At 62.4% G+C, this 25,222-nt stretch carries 18 protein-coding genes; 7 read left to right on the top strand and 11 right to left on the bottom strand.

Annotation, left to right across the window (positions count from 1 at the left end; translation table 11 throughout):
* Positions 1-10: 10 nt before the first annotated feature.
* The 6 genes from HDIA_RS04505 to HDIA_RS04480 all read left to right on the top strand — a co-directional run bounded on the left by HDIA_RS04505 (position 11) and on the right by HDIA_RS04480 (position 11,026).
* On the top strand, positions 11-3,169 hold the full coding sequence (locus tag HDIA_RS04505) for an efflux RND transporter permease subunit (protein WP_099554768.1): 3,159 nt from the start codon (positions 11-13) through the stop codon (positions 3,167-3,169).
* Positions 3,170-3,470: 301 nt separating this feature from the next.
* A complete protein-coding gene (locus HDIA_RS04500) occupies positions 3,471-5,456 on the top strand; it encodes a tetratricopeptide repeat protein (RefSeq protein WP_099554766.1) in 1,986 nt (661 codons plus the stop codon).
* A 150-nt stretch (positions 5,457-5,606) separates the two neighbouring features.
* Positions 5,607-6,281, top strand: a complete 675-nt coding sequence (locus tag HDIA_RS04495) for a TylF/MycF/NovP-related O-methyltransferase (protein ID WP_099554764.1) — start codon at positions 5,607-5,609, stop codon at positions 6,279-6,281.
* A gap of 178 nt (positions 6,282-6,459) precedes the next feature.
* Positions 6,460-7,353 carry an N-acetylneuraminate synthase family protein gene (locus tag HDIA_RS04490; protein ID WP_099554762.1) on the top strand — a complete coding sequence of 298 codons (894 nt, stop codon included), beginning with the start codon at positions 6,460-6,462 and terminating at the stop codon, positions 7,351-7,353.
* 28 nt (positions 7,354-7,381) lie between these two features.
* Complete coding sequence (locus HDIA_RS04485) at positions 7,382-8,551, top strand: acylneuraminate cytidylyltransferase (protein WP_099554760.1); 1,170 nt, start codon at positions 7,382-7,384, stop codon at positions 8,549-8,551.
* Positions 8,552-8,800: 249 nt separating this feature from the next.
* On the top strand, positions 8,801-11,026 hold the full coding sequence (locus HDIA_RS04480) for a glycosyltransferase family 2 protein (protein ID WP_099554758.1): 2,226 nt from the start codon (positions 8,801-8,803) through the stop codon (positions 11,024-11,026).
* Between the two features lie 30 nt (positions 11,027-11,056).
* Here the strand turns inward: HDIA_RS04480 and HDIA_RS04475 are convergent, their stop codons facing one another.
* The 10 genes from HDIA_RS04475 to rfbG all read right to left on the bottom strand — a co-directional run bounded on the left by HDIA_RS04475 (position 11,057) and on the right by rfbG (position 22,742).
* Positions 11,057-11,956, bottom strand: a complete 900-nt coding sequence (locus HDIA_RS04475; protein ID WP_157775293.1) for a class I SAM-dependent methyltransferase — start codon at positions 11,954-11,956, stop codon at positions 11,057-11,059.
* A gap of 69 nt (positions 11,957-12,025) precedes the next feature.
* Complete coding sequence (locus HDIA_RS04470) at positions 12,026-14,062, bottom strand: glycosyltransferase family 2 protein (protein WP_099554754.1); 2,037 nt, start codon at positions 14,060-14,062, stop codon at positions 12,026-12,028.
* A 178-nt stretch (positions 14,063-14,240) separates the two neighbouring features.
* Positions 14,241-15,008 (bottom strand): ABC transporter permease, encoded by a 768-nt coding sequence (locus HDIA_RS04465; RefSeq protein WP_157775290.1) that lies wholly within the window; start codon positions 15,006-15,008, stop codon positions 14,241-14,243.
* A gap of 53 nt (positions 15,009-15,061) precedes the next feature.
* Positions 15,062-16,357 (bottom strand): KpsE/RkpR family capsule polysaccharide export protein, encoded by a 1,296-nt coding sequence (locus tag HDIA_RS04460; protein WP_157775287.1) that lies wholly within the window; start codon positions 16,355-16,357, stop codon positions 15,062-15,064.
* Between the two features lie 130 nt (positions 16,358-16,487).
* Positions 16,488-17,552, bottom strand: coding sequence for a hypothetical protein (locus HDIA_RS04455; RefSeq protein WP_099554749.1), 1,065 nt, complete (start codon positions 17,550-17,552; stop codon positions 16,488-16,490).
* A 94-nt stretch (positions 17,553-17,646) separates the two neighbouring features.
* Complete coding sequence (locus tag HDIA_RS04450; RefSeq protein WP_099554747.1) at positions 17,647-18,903, bottom strand: KpsE/RkpR family capsule polysaccharide export protein; 1,257 nt, start codon at positions 18,901-18,903, stop codon at positions 17,647-17,649.
* A 29-nt stretch (positions 18,904-18,932) separates the two neighbouring features.
* Positions 18,933-19,586 (bottom strand): ABC transporter ATP-binding protein, encoded by a 654-nt coding sequence (locus tag HDIA_RS04445; protein ID WP_099554745.1) that lies wholly within the window; start codon positions 19,584-19,586, stop codon positions 18,933-18,935.
* Positions 19,587-19,809: 223 nt separating this feature from the next.
* Positions 19,810-20,367 carry a dTDP-4-dehydrorhamnose 3,5-epimerase gene (gene rfbC / locus HDIA_RS04440; protein ID WP_099554743.1) on the bottom strand — a complete coding sequence of 186 codons (558 nt, stop codon included), beginning with the start codon at positions 20,365-20,367 and terminating at the stop codon, positions 19,810-19,812.
* A gap of 9 nt (positions 20,368-20,376) precedes the next feature.
* Positions 20,377-21,633 carry a class I SAM-dependent methyltransferase gene (locus HDIA_RS04435; RefSeq protein WP_099554741.1) on the bottom strand — a complete coding sequence of 419 codons (1,257 nt, stop codon included), beginning with the start codon at positions 21,631-21,633 and terminating at the stop codon, positions 20,377-20,379.
* Positions 21,633-22,742, bottom strand: a complete 1,110-nt coding sequence (gene rfbG / locus HDIA_RS04430) for a CDP-glucose 4,6-dehydratase (protein WP_099554739.1) — start codon at positions 22,740-22,742, stop codon at positions 21,633-21,635. Before rfbG ends, HDIA_RS04435 begins: the two co-directional genes overlap by 1 nt.
* A 669-nt stretch (positions 22,743-23,411) precedes the next feature.
* Here rfbG and HDIA_RS04425 point away from each other — a divergent pair.
* Positions 23,412-24,353, top strand: a complete 942-nt coding sequence (locus HDIA_RS04425) for an NAD-dependent epimerase/dehydratase family protein (protein WP_099554737.1) — start codon at positions 23,412-23,414, stop codon at positions 24,351-24,353.
* Positions 24,354-24,388: 35 nt separating this feature from the next.
* Here the strand turns inward: HDIA_RS04425 and rfbF are convergent, their stop codons facing one another.
* Entirely contained in the window at positions 24,389-25,159 is a 771-nt protein-coding gene (gene rfbF / locus HDIA_RS04420) for a glucose-1-phosphate cytidylyltransferase (protein WP_099554735.1), read from the bottom strand.
* Between the last annotated feature and the right edge of the window lie 63 nt (positions 25,160-25,222).

Below are 25,222 nucleotides of genomic sequence, written 5' to 3'. Positions count from 1 at the left end.
GACAGAGACGATGTCGGAACGCAGCGCCGCCTTCACCGCCCTTTTCGTCCGGCGCCCGGTTCTGGCGCTTGTTATCAACGCGCTCATCGTCGTTGCCGGCCTCGCGGCCTTCAACGGCATCGAAATTCGCGAGCTGCCGAATATCGACCGGCCGATCGTCACCATCACGACGACCTATGACGGCGCAGCGCCGGAGACGATCGATACCGAGGTGACGTCGGTCATTGAGGGGGCTGTCGCCCGCGTCGCGGGGGTCGCGTCGATTTCCTCGTCATCGCAGTCCGGCCGCTCGCGCGTGACCGCGGAATTCGGTGACAATGTCGACATCGAAACGGCCGCAAACGACCTGCGCGGCGCCGTTGACCGGGTGCGCAATACCCTGCCCGACGATGCCGACGATCCGCAGGTGGTCAAGTCCGACGCCGACAGCGATCCGATCATGCGCGTCGCCATCCTTTCCGACACGATGTCGATCGAAAATCTCACCACCCTCGTCGACGACCGGATCACGGACCGCCTTTCCGCCGTCGACGGCGTCGCCGATGTCCAGGCCTATGGCGACCGGGAGGCGATCTTCCGCGTCGACGTGGACGAAGCGGCGCTGGCGGCGAGGGGGCTGACGCTTGCCGACCTCGTCACGACACTCAGCTCCGTCACCTTCGACGCACCGGCCGGATCGCTGAGGACCGGCGACCAGGCGCTGATCGTGCGCGCGGATGCCCGCGTCATCACAGCCGAAGCCATGGGCGACCTTCTGGTCGACGCCTCGACGCGGGTCCGCGACATCGCCTACGTCAGCCGCGGCCCGGACATCAACTCGACCCAGCTCAGGGTCAACGGACGGGTCGGCATCGGCCTTGGCATCATTCGCGCCTCGGGCTCCAACACGATCGACATCTCCAACAACGTGCGCCAGGCGGTTGCCGACCTGCAGGCGACCATGCCGAAGGGCGTCGAAATCCGGGTCACCAGCGACGACGCGACCTTCATCAACGGCGCGCTGCACGAGGTGGAGATCGCCCTCGGGCTCGGCATCGCGGTTGTCGTGCTGGTGATCTATCTCTTCCTTGCCGACGCGCGTGCGACCTTGATCCCGGCCGTCACCATTCCCGTCTCGCTGATCGGCACGCTGGCGGCGATCTGGCTTGTCGGCTTCTCGATCAACATCCTGACATTGCTCGCGCTGGTGCTGGCGACCGGCATCGTCGTCGACGACGCCATCGTCGTTCTCGAAAACATCGTCCGCCAGCGCCATCTCGGCCTCAAGTCCCGGGCGGCGGCCGTGGTCGGAACTCAGGAGGTCTTCTTCGCCGTGCTGGCGACGACGGCAACGCTTGCCGCCGTCTTCGTGCCGATTTCCTTCCTGCCCGGACAGGCCGGCGGTCTCTTCCGCGAATTCGGCTTCGTGCTGGCGATGGCGGTGGCGATTTCGTCGATCACGGCCCTCACCTTCGCGCCGATGCTCGCGGCCTATGTCCTGCCGGAAAGCAGCAGCGGGCATGGCGAAGGCAACCTTCTGGGCCGTGCCCTCAACGCGGTTGGCGCCGTGCTGGCCCGCATCTATTTCGCGATCCTGCGGGCAGCGCTCGCCTTGCCGCTTGTCGTGATCGTCCTCTGCCTTCTCTTCGGCGCGGTCGCCTATGTCAGCTTCAAGGCACTGCCGCAGGAACTGACGCCCTCGGAAGACCGCGGCGTGATCCTGATGCGAGTCAGCGCGCCGCAGGGCGTTTCCATCGACTACATGTCGCGGCAGATGGACCAGATCAACGCCATCCTGAAGCCCTACCGCGACAGCGGCGAGGCCCAGGCCGTGCTGACGATCGCCGGGCGCGGGACCCAGCTCAACTCCGGCTTCGTGGTCATGACGCTTGCCGACTGGGCCGAACGCGAACGCGGCCAGCAGGCGATCGCCCGCGAGATCAACGCCAAGCTCGCCAAGCTGCCGGGCATGCGGGCCTTCGCCTTCTCGCCCAACAGCCTCGGCATCCGGGGCGGCGGCCAGGGCCTCAGGGTCGGCATCCTCGGCCCGACCTATGAAGGCCTGCAGGAAGAGGCAGGCAAGATGATCGCGGCGATGAACGCCAATCCGGCGTTCGACGGGCCCCGCCTCGACACCGATCCGACCCAGCCGCAGCTTTCGATCGATATCAACCGCGAGCGGGTGAAGGATCTCGGAATCTCGCTCGACGACCTGCAGATCGCACTTCAGGCCGTGCTCGACGGGCGCAAGATCGCCGAGGTGAATGTCGCCGGCGACGCGGTGCCGGTGAAGCTGATGTCGACGGCCAATCCGGTCAACGACCCCAAGGATCTGGAAAACCTCTTCCTGCGCTCCGGCGACGGCCGCATGGTGCCGATGAGCTCCGTCGCGACGATCCGCGAGAACGCCTCGGCCCCCGAACTCGACCGCGAGGAGCAGACCCGCGCCGTGACGATCACCAGCAACCTCGGCAATGGCGTCGCCATGCAGGGGGCGCTCGATACGGCACGGCAGATCGCGGCGACCACGCTTGCCCCCGGCTACCGCCTGATCCCGCTCGGCGAGGCGGCGACGCTGGAGGAAACCTCCAGCGGGTTGTCGAAGACCTTCGGCTTTGCCATCGCCATCGTGCTTCTGGTGCTGGCGGCCCAGTTCGAGAGCTTCGTCTCCGCGCTGATCATCATCGCGACTGTCCCCTTCGGCCTTGCCGCCGCCGTCTTCGCCATCCTGCTGACGGGCGGCACGATCAACCTCTACAGCCAGATCGGCCTCGTGATGCTGGTCGGCATCATGGCCAAGAACGGCATCCTCGTCGTCGAGTTCGCCAACCAGCTCCGCGACCAGGGCATGAGCGTTCGCGAGGCCATCGAGGAGGCCTGCCGGGTGCGTCTCAGGCCTGTGATGATGACCATGATCGCCACCATCGTCGGCGCGGTGCCGCTGGTGCTCGCCTTCGGCGCCGGCGCCGAGGCGCGTGTCGCTCTCGGCTGGGTGCTGGTCGGCGGGCTCGGCTTTGCCACGGTCTTCACACTTTTCCTGACCCCGGTCATGTTCCTGCTGCTCGCCCGCTTCTCCAAGCCCCGGGCGACGGGCGAACAACGCCTTGCGAGCGAGCTTGCCGAGGCCGCTACTCTCTCTTCCAAGCCGCCTCGCGAGCCCGAGCCCCCGGCCGCCGGTCTTGCGACTTGACGCCCGATCCGGCGAATCATCACAATCGCGGGTGAGTCGGGCCCTTCATGCCCGGCCGACACCGGACGGCGCCTGCGCCGTCCGGCGGACCTTGCAGCTCCGGGCGCCGATCCTGTTTCGTGTTTGATGGTCGCACAGCCGCAATTCGTTCGAACCGGAGAGGCAATGGGCTCGCCGAGCCTTTCCGCCTGGTCTCCGGTCCGGCATTGAGGCCCTGAACGCACGTTGCCGCGAGCAGACGGGTGATCGGATCGTGCTTCCAGGATTAAATCCGGAGCATGGGTCCAGAGAAGGACGAAAGATGGCGCCCAAGAGAAGAAAGCAGCCCGTCAACAACTTCGCCAATGTCGTTGCCGGCCAGGCCGGCTCGGCTGTCTCGCCCGGAAACAAGCAGCGTCTGGTCCAGACCCTCGAGCGCGCCCTGATCGACCACAAGGCCGGCCGGCTCGATGCGGCCAAGGTCGGCTATGAAAAGGCCTTGAAGGTCGCTCCCAAGCATGGCGATGCGCTGCACCTGCTCGGACTTCTGGTGCGCCGGCAGGGCGACACCGTCAGGTCGCTGGAGCTGATCACCAAGGCCATCGAGGCCCGCCCCAATGTCGCGCCCTACTATTCGTCCCGCGGCGGCGTCTACGCCGACCTGGAGGACTTCGATCTTGCGCGCGCCGATTTCCTCAAGGCCATCGAAATCGACGACCAGCATCCGGAATTCTGGCTGCGGCTAGCCCGGATCGAGGCGCGTGCGGAGAACCTCAGGGAAGCGCTCAACGCCGTCAACAAGTCGCTGGACCTCAAGGCGGACAACGCGGAGGCCATACAGACTAAGGCGCATATCTTCACGCTGATGAAGAACTACACCAAGGCGCTTGAGCAGTATCAGGCCGTCCAGGCCCTGCGGCCCGACGAGCGCAAGCCGCTGCGCGACGTCATCGCCTGCATGGTGCTCCTGAAGCAGAATCTCGAGGCGATCGACGTCATCGAGGAGGCGCTGGCCCGCTATCCCGACGACCTGGAGTTCCTGAACTTCCTCGCCTCCTGTTTCGTCCAGCTCGGTCTCTTCGAAGAGGCCAGGCAGGTCATCGAGATCATTCCGCTGGAAAAGCGCGACGCCGCGGTGCTGATCACCGACACGCTCATCGACATGGCGGAGAACCGGTTCGAAGACGCCTACCGCAAGATGATGCCGATCCACCTAGCCGATCCGGATCAGGACAACATCGCCTGGAACCTCTCGCTCATCAATCTGGCGATGGGCAACCTGGAGGCCGGCTGGGATCTCTATGATCGCCGGCTGAAGGTGGAGAACATCGGCGTGCGCGTCATCAAGCTGCCGCTGCCCTTCTGGGACGGCACGCCGCAGCCAGGGGCGAAACTCGTCATCTGGTCGGAACAGGGCGTCGGCGACACGATCCGCATGATCGCGCTGATGCGTCAAGTGGTCCCGCTGGTCGGGTCGGTGACGATTGCCTGCGATGCCCGGCTCACCGGCCTCGTGAAGCGCTCCGTTCCGGCTGTCGAGGCCATTCCGGTCGATCAGCTGCGGACGACCTTTGAGGACTACGACCTGCAGCTCTCGCTCGGCAGCCTGTCGACCTTCTTCCGGCGCCGGGAAGAGGACTTCAACATCGATCCGCGCTACCTCGTGCCGGACGCGCGGCGGCGCCTGGCCTTCGCCCAGACGGCGGCGCGGCTCGGCCCCAACCTCATCGTCGGCATCTGCTGGCGCAGCCGCAACACCCAGGGCCTGCGCAATCACTACTATCTGGACCTCAAGGAACTGGCGCCGATCATCGCCACGCCCGGCGTCTCGGTGATCAACGCCCAGTATAACTGCCAGATCCCGGAGCTTGAGGAATTCTACAACCAGACGGGACTGGTGGTGCACTCCCTGCCCGACCTCGACCAGAAGCAGGACATCGACGGCTCGGTCTCGCTGATCGACTGCTGCGACCTCGTCATCACCGCCAACACGGTGGTCGGCGACGTCGCCGGCGGGCTCGGCCTGCCTTGCTGGCGCTTCGGCGGCCTGCAGGACGCCTTCCTGCTCGGCCGGGACAACCCGCCGTGGAACCCGACGACGACCTTCTTCCCGATTTACGGCGAGAGGAGGCCGCGCGACATCATTCCCGAGCTTTGCCACCGGCTGGAAGCCTTCCGCGATTCCTTCGATCCGTCCACGCAGCGGGTCGCGACGATCCTGCGGGAAGCAGGAGATGCGCCGTCAGCGCCTGCGCCGGGAGAGACGTTCCAGATCCACGCCGACGCGCCGACGCTGTCCTGGGATTGATGCGCCATTTTCACAGCGCGGACCGTCTTGCCCACGGCTCAGGTGCGGCCTTTTCGCCGATCCCTGACCGCGCAGAGAACGACTTCTTCGAGCTGCCGCCCCAGGACAGCGCGGCGGGCCGGTTTCGACGACACCCCACAAGAGGGCGAGATGGACATCAAGGGACTGAGCGAAGACAAGGCCTGGGACTACGAAAACGGCTACTACTGGTTTTCGCCCTATAACCGCATGGCCAAGCAGATCGCCCACTGGGAGCTCTACAAGCGCATCCTCGGGCTGCCGGGCCATGTCGTCGAGCTTGGCGTCTACAAGGGCAGCTCCCTGATCCGGTGGTGCACCTTCCGCGAAATGCTGGAGAACGCCCATGCCAGGAAGATCGTCGGCTTCGACGCCTTCGGGCGCTTTCCAGTCGCCGAGGATGCCACCCGCGACGATGAGACGTTCATCCAGCGCTTCGAGACCGCCGGCGGCGACGGGCTCTCGGTGGAGGAACTCCAGCATGTGCTCGCCCTCAAGGGCTTTGCCAATGTAGACCTCGTCGCCGGCGACGTGATCGAGCAGGTGCCGGCCTATCTGGCGGCCAATCCGCATCTGCGGATCGCCCTCCTCCATCTCGACATGGACGTGGAGACGCCGACGGCCTTCGCTCTGGAAGCCCTGTGGGACCGTGTGGTCGAGGGCGGAGTCGTGATCATCGACGACTACAATGCCGTGGCCGGCGCGACGAATGCGGTCGATGCCTTCTGCAGGGCGCGCGGCATCACGAAGATCGAGAAGACGCCCTACTACACCGTGCCATCCTTCATCGTGAAGTCCACCACCTGAACACCATGGGCCAGCCATGCATCGCGGTGCGGCACTTGCTGCCAAGCGTCTGCGTTAACCATTCGCTAAGGAGTTTTTTGGCAAATTGGCAGGCAAAATCTGCGTCGGTCTTTGTGTGTTCGTGGCGACGCTCCCTGGTGCCTTCCTGGCGAAGGCTTGACGACAAGGCCGCAGAACAATGAAACGGCTCAGCATTCCGCAAATCACCAGCGCTCCGAAGGTCGTGGCCGAAATCGGCTGCAACCACAAGGGCGACATGGCCATCGCCGAAGAGATGATCATGATGGCCGCGACCTTCTGCAAGGTCGACGCCGTCAAGTTCCAGAAGCGCAACAATCGGGAATTGCTGTCGCCGGCCGCCTTCGATGCGCCGCATCCCAATCCGATGCACGCCTACGGGCCCACCTACGGCGAGCACCGCGAGTTCCTCGAGTTCACGGTCGACCAGCACCGCCACCTCAAGGACGTCTGCGAGCGGTTCGGCATCGACTACTCCACCTCCGTCTGGGATGTGACCTCGGCGCGCGAGATGATCACGCTGCAGCCGAAGTTCCTCAAGGTTCCCTCGGCGCTCAACCTCAACTTCGACATGCTGGCCGTGCTGGCCGACGAATACGGTGGCGAGATTCACTGCTCGTTCGGCATGACGACCCACGAAGAAGAAGAGAAGATCATCTCCTTCTTCGAGCAGAAGGGCCGGGCCAAGGACGTCGTCGTCTATGCCTGCACCTCGGGCTATCCGGTCGACTGCGAGGAAGTGTGCCTCTACGAGATCACCCGCCTGCAGGAAGACTACGGCAGCCGCGTCAAGTCGATCGGCTTTTCGGGCCACCACCACGGCATCGCGATCGACGTCGCCGCCATGGTGCTCGGCGCGACCTGGGTGGAACGGCATTTCACGCTCGACCGCACCTGGAAGGGCACCGACCACGCAGCCTCGCTGGAGCCGGACGGCATGCGCCGCGTGACGCGCGACATGCGCAACGTCTCGCTCGCCCTGCGCTACAAGGCCCGGGAAATCATGCCGGTCGAGGTGGCCCAGCGCAAGAAACTGAAATGGGCGGCCGCCTGATCCCGCCGCCCGGCACCACGCCCTCTCCATGACGGTCGTCGCCCTCATCCCCGCGCGCGGCGGCTCCAAGTCGATCCCGCGCAAGAACATCCGTCCGATCGCCGGACGCCCGCTGATCGCCCATGCGGCGATCGCGGCGCATGAGGCGGCCGGCGTCGACGAGGTCGTGATCGCGACCGACGACGACGAAATCGCCTCGGTCGTGCTCGGCCTCGGACTGGAGCGCCTCAGGGTGTTCCTGCGCAGTGCCGAGACCGCGACCGACACCGCCTCGACCGAGAGCGTCATCGACAACTATCTCCAGCACGAGTCGCCCTCGTCGATTGTGCTGATGCAATGCACCTCGCCGCTGACGACGGCCGAGGATATCGACGGCGCGTTGCGGCGCATGGCCGAACAGGGGGCCGACAGCCTCGTCACCGTCGCCCGGCAAAAACGCTTCTTCTGGTCTCTCGCCGACGATGGATCGGCAAGCCCCGTCAATTACGATCCCCGGCACCGGCCGAGGCGGCAGGAGTTCGACGGACAACTCGTCGAGAACGGCGCCTTCTACATCTTCAGCGCTCAAGGATATCGCGCCAGCGGCTGCCGGCTGCATGGCCGCGTCGCCGCGTATGAAATGGCGCCGGAGACGCTGACGGAGATCGACGAGCCGGAAGACTGGCTGGTCGTCGAGAAGCTGCTGACGAGCCGCCAGACACATTCACTCGCCGATCGCGCCCGGAAAATCCGCGTCGTCCTTGCCGATGTCGACGGGGTGTTGACCGACGCGGGGATGTATTATTCGGAGGCCGGCGACGAGCTGAAGCGCTTCAACACGCGCGACGGCGCCGGCTTCTCGTTCCTCAGGGAAGCCGGAATCGTGACGGGCATCGTGACCCGGGAAAACACGCGCCTTGTCGCCCGCCGGGCCGAGAAGCTGAAGCTCGACATCGTCGTGCAGGGGGCGAGCGACAAGCGCCGCGCCATCGAGGCGCTCGCCGGCCACCACCTGATCCATCTCGACGAGATCGCCTATATCGGCGACGACGTCTACGACCTCGAAGCCCTGCAGCATGTCGGGCTGTCGGCCTGTCCGGCGGATGCGGTACCCTCGGTGCGCCATGCGGTGCACCACGTCTGCGCGGCGCGCGGCGGCGAAGGCGCGGTGCGGGAACTTGCCGACCTCATCCTCGCGGCAAGGAGAACCGGCTCCTAGGCCCACCCTGGCCGCCCTCGAACGAGCGGCCAAAATCCTCCGGAAACGCCAATCCGTTGTGGCCGCGACAGGGCTTATCGGCTATGTCGAGTGGCAACCGCACCTCGTCCGTCAATCGCCATCCGTCCTGACCGGAGCATACTGCGCTCAAGCGGCCACGCATGAACGAGACCGCCGTGCTCCAGCTTCAGGGATGCCAGCGGCCTGAAAGGCACTCAATTCGAGTGCACCCTGCTCAGAAGGGTTTTGATGTTCGTAAGCCTGCCCGCCCTCCCCGCTGACGCCGTCCGAAAGGGACTGGGATTCACTCCGGCGGTACAGGACGGCGCCGAGACGGTCACGCAGCGCCTCGTCTGGAAATGGCCGAGACTTGCGAGGGGCAGCACGCTTTGGGTGCGCGCGGGTCAATGTCCGATCGACCTCGAGATCCACCTCTTTGCCGCTGACGGCAGCCTAACCCGTGAGCCGTTGCGGCTCACCGCCTGCAACACCGCTTCCATTTCGATCCGGCCCGACGAGGACAGCCCGGTTCATCGGGTCGAGGTGCGGCTGACGACGCGCCGGCAGACGATCGAAGCGGTCCTGCTGCGCCAGCTTTGGCTCTCCGATTACGTCCAGCCCTGGCTCTTCGACAATGTCGTAGCCGGAGACGATCCGCTCAAGGTCAACGTCCGCTGCGACCTTGAGGGGGATTCCGCCACCGTCGTGACACGGCGCATCCAGTTGCCGGGTTGGGTGCCGCGCTGGATCCCGCAGGTCAAGGCCTCCGAAGCCTCAAGGCTGCTCCAGACGGCGACGGCGCTCGCCGCCCTCGATACGGATGGCAGCGCCTCGCGCCGGGCTCCGCAGGCAGAGCCGCTGATTTCCTTCGTGGTACCGGTCTACAACGCCCTGCCGCGATATCTCGACGATCTGCTTCGCTCGTTCCGGCAACAGGAAGCGGGCCTCTGCGAACTGGTGCTGAGCGACGACGCCTCGCCTTCGGCCGAAACCAGGCGTTGGCTCCAGGACCACCAAACCGAGCCGGGCGTCACCGTGGTCTTCAACGAGACCAACCGCGGCATCGCCCTTGCGACCAACGCCGGCATCGAGCGCGCCCAGGGCCAACGGATCGCGCTTCTCGACCACGACGACGCGATCGTTCCTTTCGCCGCCAGCCGGATCGCCAAGGCGCTCGAGGATCATCCGGAAACGGTCTTCCTTTATACCGACGAGGTCATCACCGATGACGACCTGCGTCCGACCGACCTGTTTTTGAAACCAGCCTTCGATCCGGTGCTGCTGTCGGGCGTGAACTACGTCAACCATTTCTCGGTCTACCGGCGCGACAGGCTGATCGCGCTCGGCTGCCTCAGCGACGGATACCAGGGCTCCCAGGACTACGAACTTCTCCTGCGCTACACGGCGGGGCTTGAAAGGGACGAGATCCGCCATCTGCCGTTCCCGGCCTATCTTTGGCGGCGCAGCGGCGAAACCTATTCGGCCAAGTTCCTCCAAACCGCCACCCAAAATGCCCGCCGGGCGCTCTCCACCGCCTACGGCACGGATGGTCCGCTTCAGGTCACCGGCGCCGTCAATCCCGACCTGCACCGAGTGCGTTTCGATCTGGCCCGAACATCGTGGCCGCTGGTCACGGTCGTCATCCCGAACCGGAACTCCTTCGATCTCATTGCCATGATGCTCGACGGGCTGACGAACCGGACCGACTATCCGAATCTCGAGATCATCGTCATCGACAACGGGTCGACGGACCAGAGAACCCTCGATCTCTATGAAGCGTACAGCGGCAAATCCGTCCCGTTCACCGCCATCGTCGAGACCGAAGCCTTCAACTTCTCACGGTCGGTGAACAAGGGGCTGGCACGAGCGAAGGGCGACATCGTCCTTCTGGCGAACAACGACCTGGAGGTTCTGGAGCCGGACTGGTTGAAGGAGATGGTCTCCTGTTTCGACTATCCCGATGTCGGGATCGTCGGCGCCAAGCTGCTTTATCCGAACCGCCGGATCCAGCACGCGGGGGTCATCGCCGGCTTCGGCCAGCTTGCCGGGCACTGGTTCCTCAACGAGGCGGACGACTATCCCGGTCCCATGGGGCGCCTCTGGGTGCGGCAGTCGATGACGGTCGTCACCGGCGCCTGCATGGCCATCAGCCGGCCGTGTCTCGATGCCGTCGGGACCTTCGATGAAATCGACTTCGCCGTCGCCTACAACGACGTCGACTATTGCCTGAGGGCTCACAAGGCCGGGTTCCGGACCGTCTGGACGCCGTTCGCCAAGCTCGTCCATCACGAATCGGCAACCCGCGGCTCCGACGAGACGCCGGAGAACATCGACCGCTTCCGACGGGAGCAGGAGAACCTCAAGCGCGCTCACCAGACGCAGGTTTTCGAGGATCCGGCCATCAATCCCTGGTACTCCAAGGACCGGTCGAATCCCCATCCGGTTCTGCTCAAGGCGCTGCCCCAACCCCGGTGACAGGCCGCGGTCCTCAGGAGAGCCTGGCGTTCACGCCTTGGCGGTCGGCGTCCGGCGCGCAAAGACCGAGAAGGAAGGGCCGTTCTCGTGGCGCGGCTCTTCCATGGTAATCCGCACATCGTCGAAACCAACGGCGGCGAGGAGCTTGAGGAGGTCCGAACGATCGATCCAGCGATGGATGTCACGCATTCCGCCGCAAAAGGATTCGCTTTTCCAGGCCTGGTGATAGCTGCGCTGATAGAGCTTCACGGGCAGATCGCCATGATGGACCGTCTCGACCACACCGGTAAAGGCATGGCGCCGATAGTCGCTCGCGGGCATCTGCTCGTCGTCCCAGTAATGGGTCCAGAGAAACAGGTTGTCGCTTCGCCTGGCCATCAGCTCGATCAGTTCGATCGGGTTCTCCATGTGATAGAGAATGCCCGAGGCGACGATGAGATCGTATTTCCTGTCGACGTTCTGCAGCCACTCGACGAAGTTGCCGAGATGGAAGTGGGCGCGATCGAGGTTCAGGAGTTCCTTGACGATCAGGCAACGCAAAAATGCGAGGCGATTGGCCTCGATGGCGTCGATCGACCGGGCCCCAGCGTTCTGAAGCATGTAGGTGTGCGACGCCTCGAGCGGCCCAAGTTCGAGGATGTCCAGTCCCTTGACTGATCCCATCTGCTGGATGACCCATGCGATGCGCTGATCAAGATAGAAGTTTCCAACGCCCGCCGTTGCGCCCGCCTCGGGCGGCAGCGCCATGTTCCATCCCGGAACGGCATCAACCGCGTTCTGGGCCGAGGGCATGGTCAGGACATATTCCTTGAGCCCGGCGTTCGGATCTGCGGTGGACTGCTGCGATGACAACTTGTCGGCAAGACCTTGCAAATGCGTCGCCAGTTCCCTGGCCCCATGCGCCAACCCCTCACGAAACGACACGATCATCAACCTTTCTCTTGCACCGTCCACGGCGTTGCCCGCTCGCTGGACGATGCCACACGGACGGTGTTGTCACTAACCCAGAATCGCTTCGCCGCCATAAAGCGAGAGGATCGGACTGAAATACGGATCGCCGCGGATTTCGCGGCGATAGACCTCTGAAAAATAGGCCCGTTCCCTGACGTATTGGCCTGCCGAATTGTCGCGCGATGCGGTTTCGTGATGCAGCAGCCGGCACCCGGGAACGTAGACGTTCTTATAGCCCAGCCGCGAAAGTCTCAGACAAAAATCGACGTCGCTGAGATCGGTCGGAAACATGTCCTGATCGAAGCCATTCACCTCGAAGAACTTGTGCCGCTCGATGGCCAGGAAGGCGGCCGTTACCGCCATCAACTGATGCGGATGGTGGGCTCGGCGGAAATAGCCTTCTTCGTCTGGAGAGACACCCGCCTCGAAGTGACCGCAGCGGCCGTGGATGCCCATGACGATGCCCGCGTGCTGAACCTTGCCGGAGGGAAAGAGAAGCCGCGCACCGACGGCTGCAACATCCGGTGTGAGGACGAAGTCCCTGATAGCCTCCCACCAACCGGCATGAAGAAATTCCGTGTCGTTGTTGAGGAAGACAAGGACGTCGCCGCGCGATGCTACGGCGGCCCGATTGCAGATTTCGGAATAGTTGAAGGGGATCGCGATCTCTTCGATCCTGACCCGGGGCTCGTGCCGCAGCGTGCCGTAGTAGTCCCTCGTCTTCGCCTCGACACTCCCGTTGTCGGCGACGATTACCTCGCAGTTCTCCGGCGCATGAGCGAGAAGACTGTCGATGCAGGGCTTCAGGAGATCGAGCCGGTCCTTGGTCGGGATGATGATGCTGACGAGCGGCTCGGGTGCCTTGCTTTCGGTGGAGGGCGTGATGGGCATCGTCTTCGGCCGTGCGCCCGTCTTTTCGGACACCGGCGTCGCCGGTGTGCTCAAGACGATGCGGGCGACATGCGCGCCGTTCGCCGGCATCCACCGCAGGTCGGAGCCCATTAGTCCGTCGAAGGCCTCAGCCCAGGAGCAATCCGCCTCCATCTTCCCGGTCAGGAAGGGTGTCCGCCAGAAGGCGGCGCTGCCAAGGTAGTTCATGACCTCAAGCAGAACCGGGTCGAAGCCGGGCTTCAAACGCGGATCGACGAATTGGCCGCCGGGCCGGCGTCGGTCCTCGTCGGCATAGACAACGTCGGCGGTGCCTGCTTCCGGCAATGATGCCGCGGCGGCGACCATCGCGAGCGCATGGTCGTGCAGCCGCGTGCTGGCGGGAACAAAGGCGACGAGGGCTTTGAGGCCGATTGCCGCCAAGCCTTTGCCGGCAGGCTCCGACGCGTCAACGGCGCGCAGGCGGTCCGATCGCGCAAGGAGGGCCGCAATCTCCGACGCCGACTCGCCTCCCTCCGTCATCAGGAGCAGGCTCCAGTTCTCATGCTGCTGACGGGTCAAATCCCCGACCAGCCCCTCGATCTCGGAGGCGGACGTCGATCGCAGGTCAATGCATAGAGCGATGTGCGGTGCGGTGCCCGGATCGACAGGGCCGCCATCAACGCCGTCGCGCTCGAACGGTCTCGTCCGAAGCGAGCGCCATTTCGAATAGTCGGCAAGCCGCCTCCCGTTCAGCGCCTGCCGGAGCTCGAAATAGGAATCCTGGCGCCAACCGATCAGACGCGCGCCAAGGGCCAGCAGGCCATGCTGCCTGTTGTTGGCAATAGCGTGCGCGAAAATGCGCGATGGCGGGATCATCGTCATCCGGTCGATCCGAAAGCCGAAAGCGCCACTCCGGTCGGAGGGCGACAGCCGGATCGACGTGGTCCCCGGCTTCACGAAGCCGGTCCACTCACCCCGTCCGAGCGGCGCGGCAGGCAGGATATGCTGCTCGTCGCCATCCGGTGCCCGGCAGACGACCACCGGACGGCCGACCGGATCGAGCAGTCCGGAACTCCAGGAAAGCGTGATCCAGCATCCGGCAAGAGAGCGTTCCGGCAGGATTTCAAGCCAGGGCTCCGGCGAGGTCGCCAACCAGCGCGGGCCGTGGCCTTCGACATCCGACACCGGCCGCAGCGTAAAGGCGATGTCCCTCATACCGCGCCGCGCATCCCTGTCAGCCCCGCTCTCTTCATCGTTCTGTTTCTGTCCACCGGAGACGCCGAGCTGCCGGCCATCCTTCCAAGACGGCCAGACTATTTCCTAGCGGTATAGGCGGTCGCGTCGTGATTTGGAATGCACTCTTTCAAAGGAACGGCCACCAACACCCGGTCGCTTAGCCCTGCAGAAGGCGGCCCCGGGCAAACCGTTCCAGCATCAATCCAAAGAACAACGTCGCAACGCCCACTCCCACGGCGTAGGACTTGTCCAGCGTCAGCGAGCCGTAACCTTCATAGTAGGCGGAACGCATCCAGGTGACCGCCTGAAGGATCGGATTGAATGACAGGATATAGCGAGCCAGTTCCGGCAGATTATCGGGGATGAAGAAGACGCCCGACGCTATCCAGTAAATGATGATGCTGAGCGAGTAGCCGGTCACCCACATCGGAACAGCTTGGGCAATCACCGAATTGATCACGCCGAATCCCAAGCCGAGAAGCATGGCCGTGCCCAAGGCAAAGAAGGCCTGGGGTACGTCATAGGGCATGAAATCCACGCCCGCCGCAGTGAAATAGATCGCCAGAATGATCACGACGATGCCGGCACTCAACGTTTCAACAATGGCCCTGGCAAGCAGGATGTCCATGATCTTGACGGTCGGAAAAATCAGCAAAGGTCGATTGAGTACCGGGCCGAACATGATCATACGGGACATGTACGCAAACGCCATAAAGGGAACAATACCGGTCGCGAACCAGAGAGCGCCACTGTCGCCATATGGGGGAAGGCGCCCGGCCAACGTGTGGATGGTCATGAGCGCTGCTATATGCGTCAGCGGCCAGGCAACCGCGAGCAGGTAGCCCCAGGCAGAACCAAAGAAGCGTGTCTTGATGTCGCGCAGGATGAGCGCGACCAATGCTTGACGATAGCGGACAAAGGCCATCCGCCAACTGTTCATTTCCGATGACGCCGGTATCATTCGCCAGTCCACCTAGGTCAGTATCTGTGATCGTCGATCGTTGCGACGAGCAGCGCGAAAATGCCCCAGACAACCATCAGAGAAACTGGAATGATGAACGACATCGCCAGCCTTTGGGGATATCCGGACTCCTCCGGCAAGGAAGGAGGGACAAAAACGCTGATGTAGATTTGCTGTCGGTCCGCCTTGCGCTTGGCCCTTTCGAGCGCGTCCTGCGAACTGCTGAGCAGCTTTTCGGCAAAGACGCGATGCAACTCCAGCGTCTCGTAGCGCACGAGAGATGCCGCGATCGAGTCGTTGGTATCGGCGCTTCCCGTCAGCGACGCCTTCAGTTTGTCGATCTGGTCGGTAACAGTCTGCAGCAACGCCCGTTTGCTCTTTAATCCCGGTGCGTTCTCGGAGGTCATTCGGGATGAGACGAAATACTCGCTTTCCAGCCTGATTTTCTCACCCAGCAACTGGAGCAGCAACTGCCCATTCATGGTCGCTGTCTTGACCGGGTCGATGTAGCCGACGTCCTCTCTGTATTTCTGAAGGTCGCCAAGCGCCTTGCGAACCGCGCCTTCCGCCTGGCGCACTTCGATTTCGACACGCTGGACCAGATCGTCGCGCGCCCGCTTGGAAACCGTGTTGGCCAATTCCTCGCTAGCGCGGATGATCGCTTCCAGCAGTGTCCTCGCGTCTTCCGGCGTAAAGGCCCGGACGCGTATGGTGACGATCCCTGAAGGACCGTCGACCGAAGCGGAGACCATACCGTTCCAATAGGCCAGCAGTTCCTCCGCCTTTGCATCCTTTTTCAACCGCGCCCAGAAGTCCGCACGCGGACTGCGGAAAATCGCATCGAGATCAACCGAGCCCGACAGATCCTGCAAAATGGCACTGCTACGGATGTAGCTTACGATAATGTAGGCGTCCTGACCGACAACATAGGATACGCCGGTAAGATTGGGGGAGCCCCCCTGACCACTCTCCGGCAACTCCACCGGCAGTTCCCCGACAGCTGTGCGAACGGCGAAGCGGCTTACTGCCTCATACTGGTTCGATGCGATGAACGCGAGGTAGAGCAGGCTTGCCAGAGATGGAATGACAACGAAAAGGATGAAGGTTGTCATATAAAGCGGTGGACGCGGAAAACGCCATCCAGCACTCGTCTGCGTCTGTGGAGCCGTCCGGGCGTCGCCTTTCGCGGGTACTGCCCGGTCGAAGAAGCGGGCAAGCCGGCCATGTCTCGACGGTGCCGGTGCGGGTAGCTCCGACGCTTCGAGTTCAATGACCGATTTGGTCGGAACACGATGTTCCGTCTTCTTCAGCATCCTACCCCCAGATTCCGCGTGCCTGGCCCGGCAGCCACACCAGCCAGTTCCAGCGGTTTGCACCCGATCGCAAGCCGGCAGACACGGCTCGCCCAAGATTCTGGACGTTCATAGCACATGGTGCCGCCCATCACTGCGTCTCCCACATCTCGTCCGAGACTGATTTCTCGAAGGCGGATTCGACATGGTGATACAGTTCGAGGTCCTTTGCGATGAGATGTTCGACACGCGCCTCCTCCCGCAGGATATCGGCGAGCGCCAGAATTTTCGGAAACCCGGCCAGCAGCGGTTCGGCAATCGGCCCGATCCCAAGGTATTCGCCGATTGTATCGGCATAAAGGGCGCTTTCGCGGCGAATGCCGACAACCTTGAAGGATGCGAGTTCGTCCAGCGCCCAGGCAACGGCACCGCTGCGCGCCATGTCGGTCGGCGTCGTCGCCGTCAGCAGACGAACGACTGGATCGACGAAGGCGATGGCGATCTCGGGCGGCAGGGCCTTGAAGGCCTTTCGCAATGCCTTGCCATCGTCGAGCGGAAGTTTTTCAGCGAATTCGGCCGCTTGCTTCAGCATCAATGCATCACGATGCCCGATGATCTGATCGGCTGACCTGTTACGCTCGACCATGCCGAGAATAATGATCCGCTCAGCGAGCATAACATAAGGATCATCGACGCACATGAACGTCGAGAAGCCGTTTTCGGCGTAAACCTCGTAATTCTTGTAGAGAATTCTCCCACTCAGATAGAGAGAATTGACGGCATTGAGCAAGAACAGCTGACTGACGGTCTCTGTTCCGTGCGCCTCCAACTGGATGGCCGAATAATGAAAGAGACCCTTCAGGTAATTGTCCATCGATCGCGGGGGTAGCAGCGACGCGGAGAGATTGAGCACCTTGCGCTCGATGCATTTGTCAGGCCGCCGCCGATAGACCAGCAGGTTTGTTTCGGTTTCATAGATGGAAAGATCACGGATTTTCGCCAGTCCCGGAATCATCGTGGCGTCGATGGAAAATCCGCACCGGCCCGTTTCATGCCGCGCATGAGCGACCAGAGCCTCGCGTATTTCGTTGGCATCGATCTCCAGCAGCGTCCGTCTTGCACTCACGATCCGCACGCGGGGCACCGCCGAAAATGTATCGGGCACAACGTAGAAGACGATCTGCTCGCCCGAATCCGTTTCCAGATTGAACAGCATCAGCCCAGTCCACACCCAATTGTCGATCCGACGCCCTGCGATCCAAGGGCCAGGCCTTTATCGCCCAACATGCGGACACTCCCGTGACGGCCGGTCATGCCATGTGGTTTCGAACAAGCGTCGCCAGACCCAGCACAATGCCCCATGCACCGAGGCACCCCAGACCGATGAGGAATGGTGCCAGCGCACGGCGCGGATATTTGGGCTCCTGCGGCAAGGACGGCTGAACGAATGTGTTGAGATACATCTGCTTCTGCTCCGCCAGAATTCGCGCCGCCTCAAGATTGGCCGCCGCACCTGCATAAAGCCTTTCGGCGATGCTTTTTTCCAGCTCGAGTTCGGAAAATTCCGTCATCGACTGAGAGAGAATCGGCTCCTGAGTCGCCGATTTGCTCGTCAACGCACTTTCCATTTCGGCGATCTGCGCGGCAACGCTGTCGATTTGTTTCTTGACGATCTGCATCTGCGGATTGTCGGACGAAAGCAGCTTCTTTTTCGTCTCATATTGTTGCTGCAAATCGATCAGCTTGCCGCGCGTTTCCGTAAGAAGCTGGTTGATGGTGTCCTCAGTCTTCCCCGTATCCAGTATACCGGTCGCGTTACGTGCCTTCTCCAGCGCAAGACGGGCCTTGGTCAGACGAGCCGTCGCACGTTCCAGATCATCGGCGGCCGATTTGATCGCATCCTGATTGATGCGGTCGTTCTGGTCGTTGATGAGTTCCTCGCTGATCGCGACGACCCTGTCGGCAATTTGCTTGGCATCTTCCGGCGAGAAGGCGGACACGGAAAGCTCGACGATGCCGGCAGGCATTGCGATGGATGTCGAAACCATGCCCTCCCAATAGCGGACGAATTCTTCGATCGGCTTGTCGGGATCAAAGCGCGAGAGAAAATCCACGCCGCCCTTCGAGTAGAAGCTGCGCAGGTCGATCTCGTCCTGCAACTTCTCCACCGCCGCCCGCGACACCACGTAAGCAGTCACGATCTGGGTGTCCCGAACGATGGATGCCGCTGCAAGGCCGGTATATGTGGCGATTCCGTCCAGTTGCGGAGGCGTCGAGACCGTGACCGAGAACTTCGCGACCGACACATATCTGTCCGAGGCAATGAACGCATAGTAGATACAGGCGGCGAGTGTCGGCAGCACCACGAAGACCATGAATGTGACCATCGTGACCAGACGAAACAGGCTCGCTCCACGCCGTGCCTGGAAGCCGCCGGTTCCGTAGGATCGCCCGACTCTCGTGGAAAAGCGCGCCGCGCGCGCCGCATCCGAAAGCGCCTGAGACAAATTGCGCGCCCGATCAAGCGGAGCAATTGCCTTGGATGGCCGTCGTTCTTCGATGCTCATCTGTTCTCTGATCTCAATGTCCACACGGCCTACCGGTTGAGGCGATTGTAGACCTCGATTGCCTTGTCGACATTATCGAATATGAGGAACTGTCCGTCGACCAGGACAATTCCGCGATCGCAGTAGTCTTTGACCGTTGCCATGTTGTGCGACACGACGATCAGATCGGCGGTTTGTCGACGCTTGTCGAAGGCCGCCTTGCACCGCGCCTGAAAGCGACCGTCGCCGACAGCCGTGATTTCATCGATCAGGTAGCATTCGAATTCGATCGCCATCGACAGACCAAAAGCCAGACGCGCCGTCATGCCGGACGAATAGGTCTTCACCGGCGCTTCCATATAGTCGCCGATTTCCGAAAACTCCTCGACGAAACGGATGACCTTGCGCACGTCCTCGCCGTAGGCCCGGGCCACGAATTTCACATTCTCGCGCCCGGTCATCAGCGGGTGCAGCCCCGTTGCAAATCCCAGCGGCCATGAAACACGCCGATCGCGGCGAATCTTGCCCTCATTCGGCAATTCGATTCCCGCGATCAACCGCAGACTTGTCGACTTGCCCGCGCCGTTCACTCCCAACAGGGCGTAGGAACAGCCACTCTCGAACCGCACGGAAACGTGGTCCAGAATGATCTTCGTATGACGCTCTGTGCGGTAGAATTTGAAGACGCGATCAAACTGGATCATGCAATCCTCTGGGCGATGGCCGCTGTCTCGGAGCCCGGTTCGCCGTTCTTGCAGGGCTGTTCAAAGGCCCGCCAAAGCAGGCACGAATCGGGAAAGACATAGGCGCTTCCCTGCCTGTCGTTCAACCCATCACAGCAAATCATGACATTTCAATGCCAGTGATGCCTCTATTTGGTTGCCATGCCTTGCCGGATCCCGTTGCAGGGAACCGCAGGGTCGCCGTTCAGTAAGGCATCAGCCGTTCCTGGTCGATGTCCTTCAGCAAGGGAAGCTGCAGATCGCGCGGTGACTGATCCGTCGGTTCCAGAGGCCATTCCACGCCGATGTCCGGATCGTCCCACCGGATGCCCGCCGACTTGTCCGCCTCGTAGAACTGCGCGATGTGATAGGCCACGATGCAGTCGTCCGTCAGCGCCTGAAAACCGTGCGCGAATCCCCGCACCGAGTGCAGCTGCAGATGATTGGAGTCCGACAATTCGTAGCCGACCCAATCGCCGAAGGTCGGCGAACCGGGCCTGATATCGACCATCACGTCGAAGATCGCCCCCCGGATGCAGCGAACCAGCTTGTCCTCCATGGCCGGTGCCGCCTGGAAGTGCAGCCCCCTCAGCGTTCCGCGCCTGGCATTGAAGGAATAGCTGGCCTGGGCCAGATGGGGTTCGATCCCATGTTCGGAAAACTCCCGCGCGCAGAACGTGCGCACGAAATAGCCGCGGGAATCGCCGACCGGCTGCATACGGATCAGCGAGCAACCGGACAATTTGGTCGGGAGGAACTCCATGCGATCGGCTCAGAAGATTTCGGCGCGCGGGATCGGCACGATGAACTGGCAGCCCCAGTCTCGGACATGGGCCATGTCCTGCACGATCTCGTCCTTGATGTTCCAGGGCAGGATCAGGATGTAGTCCGGCTTCAGTTCGTCGATTGCCTCGGGCGCTTTGATCGCCAGACGCGTACCCGGCAGGTACATGTTCTGCTTCTGGGGAGACCGATCGACGGTGAACTCGAGGAAATCCGCGCCGATCCCGCAATAGTTCAGCAGCGTGTTGCCCTTTGCCGGCGCACCATAGCCAACGATTGTCTTTCCTTGACGCTTCAGGCCGATCAGCAGCTCCAGAAGGGCGCGCTTGGTCTCGCGAACCTGTTCGGCATAGGAGCCATAGACCTCAGGCGTTTCAAGCCCGGCCGCACGCTCAAGCTCCAGCACCTCGTCGACCCGCCCGGTCCGCTGCCAGGACGCATCCGCCTTGCAGACGAAGAGCCGCAGGGAGCCGCCGTGGGTCTGGATCTGCTCCACGTCAAACACGCGCAACCCGTTCGTCTTGAAGAAGCGTTCCGCCGCAAGCAGCGAAAGATAGGAAAAATGCTCGTGGTAGATCGTGTCGAACTGGTTGAGTCTGATCAGATTCAGGAGGTGCGGAAACTCGAAGGTCGAAACGCCCTCGGGTTTCAGGATTTCCCGGAAGCCGGATACGAAATCGTTGATGTCGGGAACATGGGCCAGAACATTGTTCGCGGCCGTCAGATCCGCGGCATATCCTTCCGCCGCCAGACGCCGGCCGGTCTCCTCGCCGAAGAACTCGATGCGGCTGGGAATGCCCTTTTCCTTGATCGCGTATTCCGCAACGGAGCGACAGGGCTCCACTCCGAGAACGTTCTTCCCGGCAGACTTGAAGAACTGCAGCAGATAACCGTCGTTGCTGGCAACCTCAACGACGGTGCTCTCGCCGGTCAGATTGAAGCGGTCTGAAACCATCTCGGCATAACGCTTGGCGTGAGCGACCCAGCTCGAGGACACCGAGGAGAAATAGGCGTAGTCCTCGCGGAAGAGGTCGTCGGCGCGGCGGAAGTCCTCAAGCTGTGCGAGATGGCATTCATCGCAAACGAACGCACGAAGCGGATAATACGGCTCGGCCCCGTCGCGGTCCTCGGGCCTCAGATAGTCGTTCGAGACAGGCGTCGCACCAAGATCAGCAAGCAAAGTGGAAAGTCCGGCGCCACAGTGACGGCACTTCGTCTCCGTTTTGAAGTCATGGGTCTTCAGCATCAACGCGTCGTCCTTCCAAGAAGATCCGTATAGGATTCGATCTGCTGCTCGACAAGCCTGCGGGCCGTATCCGGCTTGTCGACATATTGACGATACCAGTCAACGGTCATCGCGATCGTCTGTTCGAAATCGAGAGCCGGCTGCCAGCCGAGCCGTGCCTGGGACTTGGACGAATCGACCCTGAGGTAGGTCGACTCGTGAACACTCGAATGACCCAGTTCGACCGGATGGTCGGTCTTGCCCCAGGTGGCCAGCGCGACATCGACGAGTTTGCGCACGGACATCTCGTTCGTCCGTTCGGGACCGAAATTCCATGCGCCGGTGAATTCCGTTGCCGCCGCGCCGCGATCTGTCCGCCCATGCAGCAGGCAGGCGCCCAGAGTAAGGTAGCCGGCGCACAGTTCGAGAACATGCTGCCACGGTCTCGTGGCCTCGGGGTGCCGCAGTACCAGCGGATCCCCTGCCCGAAGGGAGCGCACGATGTCCGGAACAATCCGGTTTTCCGACCAGTCACCGCCTCCGACCACGTTGCCGCCACGCGCCGTCGCCAGCCGGTATCCCTCGCCGGGGCCGCGAAGCACTTCCATGTAGGTCCGGGCCACGATCTCCGCAGCGCTCTTGGACGCGCTGTAGGGATCGAGCCCGCCAAGCCGGTCCGCCTCGCGATAGGCCCAAACCCATTCGCGGTTGTCGTAAACCTTGTCGCTGGTGACGAAAACGACCGCCTCGACACTGTCGCAATGGCGCGCGGCCTCCAGCACATTCGCCGCGCCCATGATATTCGTTTCGAAGGTCAGCAGAGGCTCGCGGTAGCTGCGCTGCACGAGCGGCTGCGCGGCAAGATGGAAGATGACCTTCGGCCGGACGTCCTGCATGATCCTGGCGACGGCCTGCGCGTCGCGGATATCGGTCCAATGCGTCGTGCAGTCCTTACCGATTTCAGCGCGCTCGAAGAGATTGTCAGGGCCCTGATCGGGAGGGAGGCTGATGCCCGTAACGGAGGCCCCGAGTCTTGCGAGCCAAGCGGTGAGCCAGGACCCCTTGAAACCCGAATGTCCCGTTACAACGACGGGAAGATCGGCGTAAGCTGAAGAAAATCCAAATGACATCAATGTCTCCGGCTAAACAGGGAGCAAATCCCTTCCAGTCTCCTTACACATGATTGCGTCCGTATCGGGCAGGACAGACATCATCTGTCTCCCATCGGGCAGCCCTGCCGCCGCCTCGAGGCAACCGCCCGCCGGGCACCATGTCTTTCCGATGCCCCATTCAGACGCCACCCCCGCGCTGGGTTCGGCACAGGGCCTCGCTCGCCATCCCGGATGGAGGCCGTCAGCAATGGCCCGAACGGCGATCACCGAAATAATCGCAGCACATCCAATGGTTTAGATATCAGTTAACAACATACACAGTGTTTGAATAGGCGAAATCGTTGCTCAAAAGCAACTCGGTTCTCCTGCCCCTCACCGGATTCATTCCCGTCATCTCGGCTTTTTGAGCCAATGTTGCGCTTCGGACGCATCAAGCGCGCGCTCCACTCCCTCGCCGGCGTCCCGGCCGGGTGACATTACTTCGCGGCACCCGCCTTTTCCTGTTCCGGAAACAGTTGAAAGCACGCCGTTCCCGAGCCTACCCTTGAAAACATCCCGCCCGATGTGTCCCCCACTCCGCCATGACACGTGATTGAGATCGCCCCGGCCCTTCTTTCCCGATATGCCGGGCGAAACGTCGCCGGCAGACGCCAATGCAGCCATCGCCTCAGCCAAAGGAAAGCATCCATGACCCGAATCGTCGTCACCGGAGGTCGAGGGCTGATCGGCCGCCACGCCGTGGACAGGTTGATTGCCGCGGGGGCGGATGTGCATCTCGTCGGACGACGCGCACCGCAGATGCCGACGACATCCCCCGTCCGCTTTCATGCGGTCGACCTTCTCGACGGAGCGGCGACATCTCGTCTGATGGAAGATGTGAGGCCGTCGCACCTGCTCCATCTGGCCTGGGAAACAGGACACGGGCATTTCTGGTCGGCGCCGGAAAACCTCGACTGGCTGGCGGCCACGCTGCATCTGATGCGGGCCTTCAATGCCTGCGGAGGGCGGCGTTTCGTCGGCGCCGGCACCTGCGCCGAATATGACTGGAACGACGCCGCGCTCGCGACGGGTGCGTGTCACGAGACACTCACGCCCACCCGGCCCGGCACGCTCTACGGCATCGCCAAGGATGCCTGCCACCGCGTCCTCCAGTCCTTTGCCCAGACTTCCGGCTTCGAAGCCGCCTGGGGACGCGTGTTTCTGCTCTTCGGCCCCGAGGAGGACGACCGCCGCTTCGTCAAGTCGATCATCATGAGCCTTGCGGCAGACCGGCGCGCGTCCTGCACGGCAGGAACGCAGGTCCGCGACTTCCTCAGTTCTCGCGATGTCGGGGCCGCATTTGCCGCCCTTGCCCTCAGTGACGTGTCCGGTCCCGTCAATATCGGCTCGGGCGAGCCGCGCAGCCTTGCCGAAGTGGCGACGACCATCGGCGATTTGATGGGCAAACCGGATCTCATTGGGCTCGGCGACAATCCGACACGTCCGGGCGATCCGCCCCGGTTGGTGGCAGACGTCACCCGTCTTGCGACAGAGGTCGGTTTCGAGCCCGCCGCCGATCTTCGGACCCGGCTGTCGCAATGCATTGCCGAACTGGTTCCCGCCGGCACCAGGCTCTCATCGCAAGGGTGATGCGCCGGTGGCCGCGCCGGGTCACTTCGCCGTCGTTACCATTTCTTCCAGGGAGCCTTGCCGGACACCCAGAGTTCCTCGAGATGATTCTTGTCTCGCAGCGTGTCCATCGGCTGCCAGAATCCGCGATGGTAGTACACGGACAACTGGTTGTCCGAGGCCAGATTCTGCAGAGGCTCCCGCTCCCAGACAGTCTTGTCGCCTTCGATGTAGTCGACGACCGATGGGGAAAGGACGAAGAACCCGCCATTGATCCAGCCGCCATCGCCGGCCGGCTTTTCCTCAAAGCCAAGGGCGCGGGCGCCGTCCGCCTTCAGAGCGCCGAATCGTCCCGGGGGCTGAACGGCGGTCACGGTTGCCTTGCGACCTTCCTTCCTGTGCGTCTCGATCGTGGCACTGACGTCCACGTCGCTCACGCCGTCGCCGTAGGTCAGGCAGAAGGCTTCATCGTCCTTGATATAGGGGTGAATGCGCTTGATCCGGCCCCCGATCATCGTTTCCGCCCCGGTATCGACCATCGTCACGACCCAGGGCTCCGCGTTGGCGCGATGCACTTGCATGGAATTGTTCTTCAGGTCGATCGTGACGTCCGACATGTGAAGAAAATAGTTCGCGAAATATTCCTTGATCACATAGCCCTTGTATCCGAGGCAAATGACGAACTCATTGATCCCGTGAGAGGAATAAATCTTCATGATGTGCCAGATGATCGGCAATCCCCCGATTTCAACCATCGGCTTCGGCTTGATGCTGGTTTCCTCGGAGATCCTGGTCCCCAACCCTCCGGCCAAAATAACAGCTTTCATTCCACCTGCTCTTTGATCTGGATTTCCAAATAGGGCATGCGATGTCCCGACCAAAATGGCGCT

The sequence above is a fragment of the Hartmannibacter diazotrophicus genome (assembly GCF_900231165.1).
Lineage (GTDB): Bacteria > Pseudomonadota > Alphaproteobacteria > Rhizobiales > Pleomorphomonadaceae > Hartmannibacter > Hartmannibacter diazotrophicus.
Note: the sequence above shows the minus strand (reverse complement) of the source record. Positions and strands in the feature narration are given on the sequence as shown.

Coding starts and splice junctions, on each gene's coding strand:
- HDIA_RS04505 (WP_099554768.1), top strand. CDS start 11: ATGTCGGAACGCAGCGCCGCCTTCACCGCCCTTTTCGTCCGGCGCCCG.
- HDIA_RS04500 (WP_099554766.1), top strand. CDS start 3,471: ATGGCGCCCAAGAGAAGAAAGCAGCCCGTCAACAACTTCGCCAATGTC.
- HDIA_RS04495 (WP_099554764.1), top strand. CDS start 5,607: ATGGACATCAAGGGACTGAGCGAAGACAAGGCCTGGGACTACGAAAAC.
- HDIA_RS04490 (WP_099554762.1), top strand. CDS start 6,460: ATGAAACGGCTCAGCATTCCGCAAATCACCAGCGCTCCGAAGGTCGTG.
- HDIA_RS04485 (WP_099554760.1), top strand. CDS start 7,382: ATGACGGTCGTCGCCCTCATCCCCGCGCGCGGCGGCTCCAAGTCGATC.
- HDIA_RS04480 (WP_099554758.1), top strand. CDS start 8,801: ATGTTCGTAAGCCTGCCCGCCCTCCCCGCTGACGCCGTCCGAAAGGGA.
- HDIA_RS04475 (WP_157775293.1), bottom strand. CDS start 11,956: ATGATCGTGTCGTTTCGTGAGGGGTTGGCGCATGGGGCCAGGGAACTG.
- HDIA_RS04470 (WP_099554754.1), bottom strand. CDS start 14,062: ATGAGGGACATCGCCTTTACGCTGCGGCCGGTGTCGGATGTCGAAGGC.
- HDIA_RS04465 (WP_157775290.1), bottom strand. CDS start 15,008: ATGGCCTTTGTCCGCTATCGTCAAGCATTGGTCGCGCTCATCCTGCGC.
- HDIA_RS04460 (WP_157775287.1), bottom strand. CDS start 16,357: ATGCTGAAGAAGACGGAACATCGTGTTCCGACCAAATCGGTCATTGAA.
- HDIA_RS04455 (WP_099554749.1), bottom strand. CDS start 17,552: ATGCTGTTCAATCTGGAAACGGATTCGGGCGAGCAGATCGTCTTCTAC.
- HDIA_RS04450 (WP_099554747.1), bottom strand. CDS start 18,903: ATGAGCATCGAAGAACGACGGCCATCCAAGGCAATTGCTCCGCTTGAT.
- HDIA_RS04445 (WP_099554745.1), bottom strand. CDS start 19,586: ATGATCCAGTTTGATCGCGTCTTCAAATTCTACCGCACAGAGCGTCAT.
- rfbC (WP_099554743.1), bottom strand. CDS start 20,367: ATGGAGTTCCTCCCGACCAAATTGTCCGGTTGCTCGCTGATCCGTATG.
- HDIA_RS04435 (WP_099554741.1), bottom strand. CDS start 21,633: ATGCTGAAGACCCATGACTTCAAAACGGAGACGAAGTGCCGTCACTGT.
- rfbG (WP_099554739.1), bottom strand. CDS start 22,742: ATGTCATTTGGATTTTCTTCAGCTTACGCCGATCTTCCCGTCGTTGTA.
- HDIA_RS04425 (WP_099554737.1), top strand. CDS start 23,412: ATGACCCGAATCGTCGTCACCGGAGGTCGAGGGCTGATCGGCCGCCAC.
- rfbF (WP_099554735.1), bottom strand. CDS start 25,159: ATGAAAGCTGTTATTTTGGCCGGAGGGTTGGGGACCAGGATCTCCGAG.